The following is a 6134-nucleotide window of genomic DNA, read 5'->3' as shown; positions in this document are numbered from 1 at the left end:
CTCTCTTGGTCGATTGGAGGACAGCGAGGAGACCTCGCCATCCCTCGACCGCTTGTTTCTCCTTTAAAGGAGAGGCTTTAAACCTTAATTATTCGGTAATAGGGAACACAAGAGTTACGGAACAGTTCTGATATCCTTTATCCTGATGATGTGAGAAATACCAAATATATAAAATAATCAAGTATTATATTTTGACTAATTAAGTTGAGCGACTGTGAGATTAATAATTTTAGGTGGTCCAGGTGCTGGGAAAGGAACTCAAGCACAATGGTTATGTAATCATTTACAGATTCCTTTAATTTCTATTGGCGATTTACTCAGAGAAGCGATCGCTACTCAAACAACTTTAGGCCAGATGGCGCAGCTTTATGTAGAAAAGGGGGAGTTAGTACCAGACAAGACAATGATCCAGTTTGTTCGTCAACGACTTTTACAGTCTGATGTTAGCCAGGGTTGGTTAATTGATGGTTATCCGAGAACTGCTTTTCAGGCTGAAGAACTAAATTTTCTATTAGATGATTTAGGGCAAAAGCTAGACTGGGCAATTTATTTAGAGGTATCTGAGGAGATACTTATGAATCGATGTTTTCAGCGATCGCGTGCTGATGATGACCCAGAAATTGCCCGACGTCGGGTAGAGTTATTCTATGAGCGTACTATTCCTATTTTGGAATATTATGGATATCGTCAAAGATTACTCACTATTGATGGGGAACAACAGATTACCCAAGTTCAACAACAAATATTACAACAATTTCAAGAATTTAGAATTTAGAATTTAGAATTTAGAATTACCGAATAATTAATAATTAATAATTAATAATTAAATAATTCTGGTTTAAAGCCTCCCCTTTTAAGGGGAAAAAAGCGGTTGAGGGATGGCTCTGAAGCCTGCGCCATATCCAATCGACTAAGAGAAGAAATAATATCTCCTTATATTCAATTCCGTAACGGTTAAAACCCGAGGTAATTATCAATTATCCATTATCAATTATCAATTAATGAACTCTTCTTATAAAATAAGAGGATTGGATGAATGGAGAGGCTTTATACCTGAATTTTTCAGTAATTCTCAGTAGTTTATTAATCAATCAATTTATAGATATCTATGTCTTGGCAACGTCCTGATGGTAGACAACCAGATAAATTACGTCCTATCAGTTTTGAGTTAGATTATACTAAATTTGCCACCAGTTCTGTTTTAACTAAGTGTGGCGATACAAAGGTACTTTGCACTGTCACTATCCAATCAGGAGTACCTAAATTTTTGGCAGATACGGGACAAGGTTGGTTAACTGCTGAATATAGAATGTTACCTGGTGCAACTCCCCAACGCCAACAAAGAGAATTTATGAAACTTTCTGGACGTACTCAAGAAATTCAAAGGTTAATCGGACGTAGTTTGAGAGCATCTCTGGATATGAATTTATTAGGGGAACGCACCATCATTGTCGATGCTGATGTGTTGCAAGCAGATGCGGGTACTCGTACTACTTCTATTACTGGGGGGTTTGTGGCAGTGGCAAATGCTATTAACAAGTTGATGGAGCAGGGAGAGTTGGAGCGATCGCCTATTTTGCATCAGGTTGCTGCTGTTTCAGTGGGGTTATTGGAGGGGAAAGAATTTTTGGATTTAAGTTACACCGAAGATGTAGCTGCAGAAATTGATTTTAATGTGGTGATGAACGATAAACCTGCTTTAATTGAAGTTCAGGGAACAGCAGAAGCAGGTAGCTTTAGTCGTACTCAACTTAATCAAATTTTAGATTTAGCAGAAGCAGGAATTCAAGAGTTATTTGTAGCTCAACGTCAAGTTATATCAAATCCGGTATAAACGACTAAGGAGTCAGGAGTCAGTCCTCAGGAGTCAGGAGAAACGGGGAATTTAGAGGAGATAGCTGCCTTCATTCCTCCAAAGTCTAACTATTAAACCGGACATGATATTACTACAAAAGTTGCCTCCCTAAAGCATTCGAGGAAATAGTCAATATAGCTATAAATCAGGACTTACGCAAAGACACTATATATAGCGTCTACTAATTCAGGCGATTGCTGGCGCAAAGCTCCGCTAACGCTTAAAAATAGGCGATCGCTACAAAACAGATATGATTGTTAAAACAAAAGTCAAAAATACCTATAACCTCAAAATAGCCCTGAATTTTATTGTGGGCTTCTTCAGTTCTTGGATTAAGTAATCTGAGAGTAATTCATGTTTGACTTTATAAATAGTTTTTCCTATCTTTTCTGCTAATATGACTGAGAAAATTCCAGACTAGCATAGCACAGGCTATATGATTTTTTGGAATTTGGCCCAGACGGCACTGGCAAAATTCTATACCTGTTAATTGCTTAATTCTGGCGTGAAATTCTTCAATCTTCCATCTGGTTTGAGACTTCATATCTACAGCATAAATGCGAAGATTGACTTAAGTCATTAGTAACAACATATTCTGTTCTGTTGATAGAAACAGTTGCCCCTATGGAGCTTAACTTTTTTATCTCAAAGGAATTCCTTTTATTTTAATTATTTTACCTGATATTTTTTCTGATTCATTCCAAGTTAATTCTCCAATCTTTTTATACTTTTCTACACCTCCAGTATCATCTACTAGACGATTGATTTTTAAGGGACAGTAATAAAATTTTTGCATATTATCTACCAGTGCCATTAATCTTTGCGTTGCATACCAACTATCCATTAATACAGTTATAAATGGTAATTTTTTCTTAGAGACCACATTTAATATCATTTCTTCTACATGATCGCTCCTCACGTTTTTTTGTCATTATCTGGATCATAAACCCGATAATCTATTAGCCAAAATTGCTCAATTTTTGGATTGAAATATATACAATACCAGTTCAGGCTTCCAGGGTTAAATATTGCTGAGGGGGTGCAAGGTTTTTGGCTGTTGTAGTCTCAAAATGCTAGTACTTTATCCCTGAAAATGTCGAAAATTTGGCCGTAGCAGATAGTCTAAACTGTTGCCTGTTCCCTATCATCACCATCGGAAGGCGGGTGCTAAGAAACAGAAAGCCTCTAACAGTGATGCTAGGGAATCCCGCGCTGTCTCGTAGGGCAGCGTCGGGAGGATGTCAATCTAAAGTTTCTTCAGTACTTACAAATTTTTCTAAAGTTTCTTCTAAATTCTGTACTTTAAGTTTTATTTTTAGCTCCCGTTCTTCTAATTGTTGTGCCATGAAATTGAATCCTTCAGCTAATTTATCTATTTCATCGTTATAAGTGACAGGAAGTCGCATTTTTAAGTCACTTTCAGCTAATTTTTTCGTAGCAGAAGTCACTGTAGCAATTCGACTTGCAATTACATTTGATAGTGAGTAACCTACGAGAATAACTATTCCTGCTCCTAGTGAAGAAAATAAACTAATTATCATCACAAGTTTTTGTTTTGTTTCTTCTAAATCTGCTAGAGGAGATAGGGCAGTTAATTCTAACTTTGTACCATCTAACCCAAGTAAGTTGATATTTTTAACTATGTATAATTGGTCGTCAATTTTTATTTTATTTGATTTTTTATCGTGTTTTGCGTGGATTTTATCCCAAAAAAAATTTTCATTTCCAGGTAAACTAGAAGCAATTATTTCTTTGTTTTGAAAAGCAACAATATATTTATTTGTTTCTGTAGATATTTCATCAAGTAATTGATTATTGATAGCAGTACCGATAATAATACCGCCAATAACTCCTTGATTAGATTTAATTGGTGTAGCTCCTATTAAGATCGATCTAGAATTATTGAATTCTTTTCCTGTAATCATGCTGGAAAAAGCTACCCCATTAATTATTTGTGAAATTACTACTCGATCTGATATTTTTACTTGATTCAGTGTCGGGTTGCGTAAATCTATTATGCTGTTACCATTTTTATCTATTACTTTAACTATATCCAGGGATAAACTTGCTTTTAAAGGTATTATTTTTTTGAGAATTTCTGTTTTATTCCCTGTTTCTAATGCTTTAGACATTGTTGTGCCACCAACTAATAATTTAGCATTTAAGTACAGTTTATTCATTTGCCTTTCGAGTTCTTGCATCACTAATCCAGCAATGCCTTCTACTTCTTTTAGTTGTCTTTGTTCAATATCCTGAGAAAAGTAATAAATAATACCGAAGTTTCCGATAAACCATATTGTTAAGAATACCGAGAGAAACGGTAAACTTATCTTTTGTTTTAAAGGGAAATTTGAATAATGTCTACTGAAAATCTTTTTTAATTTCAAAATTAGTTGAATTTTAGTATTACTCATTTTTTTTATTTAGAATTGATTGATGTAGTCTATCGCAGTCCTATTTAATTCGTAAATTTTTCACATAAGTGCTAGATAGAAGAAAAAATAAATATAATTAAATTTTTCAGGGTGCATCTCAATGGGTGAATAAAGCCAAAAAGTTATTGCTTTTAGGGAACAGGGAACAGGGAAAAGGGAACAGGGAATATATAGGAAAAAAGTATTTTTGCAAATATGATATGCACCCATTTTTCACAACTTTTACATTTAGTAGTATAGCACTTTATCTCCATATCTCAGATAAGAATGCTATATCTAAATAAATTATTAGTAATAACTTCTACTAATACCAAATCCGGCGATCGCTAGTAAGAAAAAATATTTAAACCAAATCAATTATGCATTAATATTATCTCCGGTTGATTACTTATAGAATCCCTAACCGTATCTTCATAAATATTAAGTTTTTTAGTTAGGAGTCAGGAGACAGGAGACAGGAGACAGAAGTTAAGAGGGAAGAGGGAAGATGTGGGGAGAAATAATACCAAGCGTGATAAATGTTTGTTACAAATGGTAGGGACGTTGCATGCAACGTCCCTACAAAAGAAGGAAGAGGAAAGAAGGAAGAAGGGATAAATATTGATAAAAAGGGAAAAACGATATAAATAATTATCTAAAATGAACTAGACTAGCTATTTTTAAGCATATCCGATAAAGGTCTACCTTTTTGTAGCATTCGTAAGCATTCAGCTATTAGCTGTCAGCTATCAGCAACAAGACTCTCTCCTTAAGGACAGTGTCTAAATTAAAATAGACTTTAAGGGCAAGGGAGTCAACTTTTATAGTAAGACAATTAAATATTGCTTTTATCCTAAACTAAAAGCAATAGCTGATGGCTGATGGCTGACGGCTGAATGCTTACTAGCATTCTTTTTTCAAATTGGTATAATACAAAAAAATCAACACTCCTTCTTCAGATTTTTCCTCAAAATTGATGCGTGAAAAGACTTGACTACCATAATTATATAGTTATCAAATGGGTTCTATACATAAAATTACGGAGGAGTCAGGAGTCAACCCACCCCTAGCCCCTCCCAGGAGGGGAGGGGAAGTCAGGAGGGAAGAAAGAACCAGCAAGAAGCAAGAAATTAAGATGAGGAAAAGGAGAAAGTTTTTTTGACTGCGCTCTTATCCGGACATGATATAACCGATCATTCGATCAGGTTTAAAACTAAAATTATATACAAATAATTTTCCACTACTAATAGACATCTCCAATAATAAAAAATAAAATCAATTATCCTAAAGAAATTATCAATTATTCCCCTCCTGGGAGGGGGAGGGGCGAGGGGTAGGTTCCCTACTCCCTCTTTTCTGGAGATGTCTAATGAATTATAATACCATTTTGAAAAAAGAATGTTACGAATAATAAGAGTCATAAATAAACTTTTGAATAAAGTCTATTTGACGAAAAAGATAGCTTAAAACATCAAGAATTGCATTAAATATATCCCCATACGAATTCTGGATTCTGAATTCTGGATTCTAAGAAATACCCTAGCTATTTGTAGCAAACATTTATCAAATTGGTATAATACCATTTCTCAAAAGTTTTGCTACATTTCCTTGGGAGTAGGCAGTAGGGTTTAAAAGCATAATATATTTGGAATTAATGCCAATAATCCTCTACATTCATTACTGAATCATTATTATTATTTAATAACTGAAGTTGCAATTGACAGCAGTTTTTATTTCGGTAGACCACAGTAGGGACCTTCCATGGAACGTCCCTACAGGGTTTTAATTGTGAAGATGTTGTTTATCAATATGAAAGGCGCTTTATGTGAATCAGATTTGATCAGTATAGATAGATATGATATAAT

Annotated in this window: 4 protein-coding genes; 2 read left to right on the top strand and 2 right to left on the bottom strand. The window is 34.6% G+C overall.

The features are described from left to right. Positions 1 to 214: 214 nt before the first annotated feature. Positions 215 to 775 (top strand): adenylate kinase, encoded by a 561-nt coding sequence (locus F6K54_RS13830; protein ID WP_293078368.1) that lies wholly within the window; start codon positions 215 to 217, stop codon positions 773 to 775. A gap of 333 nt (positions 776 to 1108) precedes the next feature. Next, on the top strand, positions 1109 to 1834 hold the full coding sequence (gene rph, locus F6K54_RS13825; protein ID WP_293078366.1) for a ribonuclease PH: 726 nt from the start codon (positions 1109 to 1111) through the stop codon (positions 1832 to 1834). A 661-nt stretch (positions 1835 to 2495) separates the two neighbouring features. Here the strand turns inward: rph and F6K54_RS13820 are convergent. Next, positions 2496 to 2774 carry a hypothetical protein gene (locus F6K54_RS13820; protein ID WP_293078364.1) on the bottom strand — a complete coding sequence of 93 codons (279 nt, stop codon included), beginning with the start codon at positions 2772 to 2774 and terminating at the stop codon, positions 2496 to 2498. 322 nt (positions 2775 to 3096) lie between these two features. Beyond that, complete coding sequence (locus tag F6K54_RS13815; RefSeq protein WP_293078362.1) at positions 3097 to 4269, bottom strand: HAMP domain-containing protein; 1173 nt, start codon at positions 4267 to 4269, stop codon at positions 3097 to 3099. Positions 4270 to 6134: the final 1865 nt, after the last annotated feature.

Origin of the sequence: Okeania sp. SIO3B5, assembly GCF_010692555.1 — a bacterium.
GTDB lineage: Bacteria > Cyanobacteriota > Cyanobacteriia > Cyanobacteriales > Microcoleaceae > Okeania.
The sequence above is the reverse complement of the archived record's forward strand: the minus strand, read 5'-3'. Positions and strand labels throughout refer to the sequence as shown.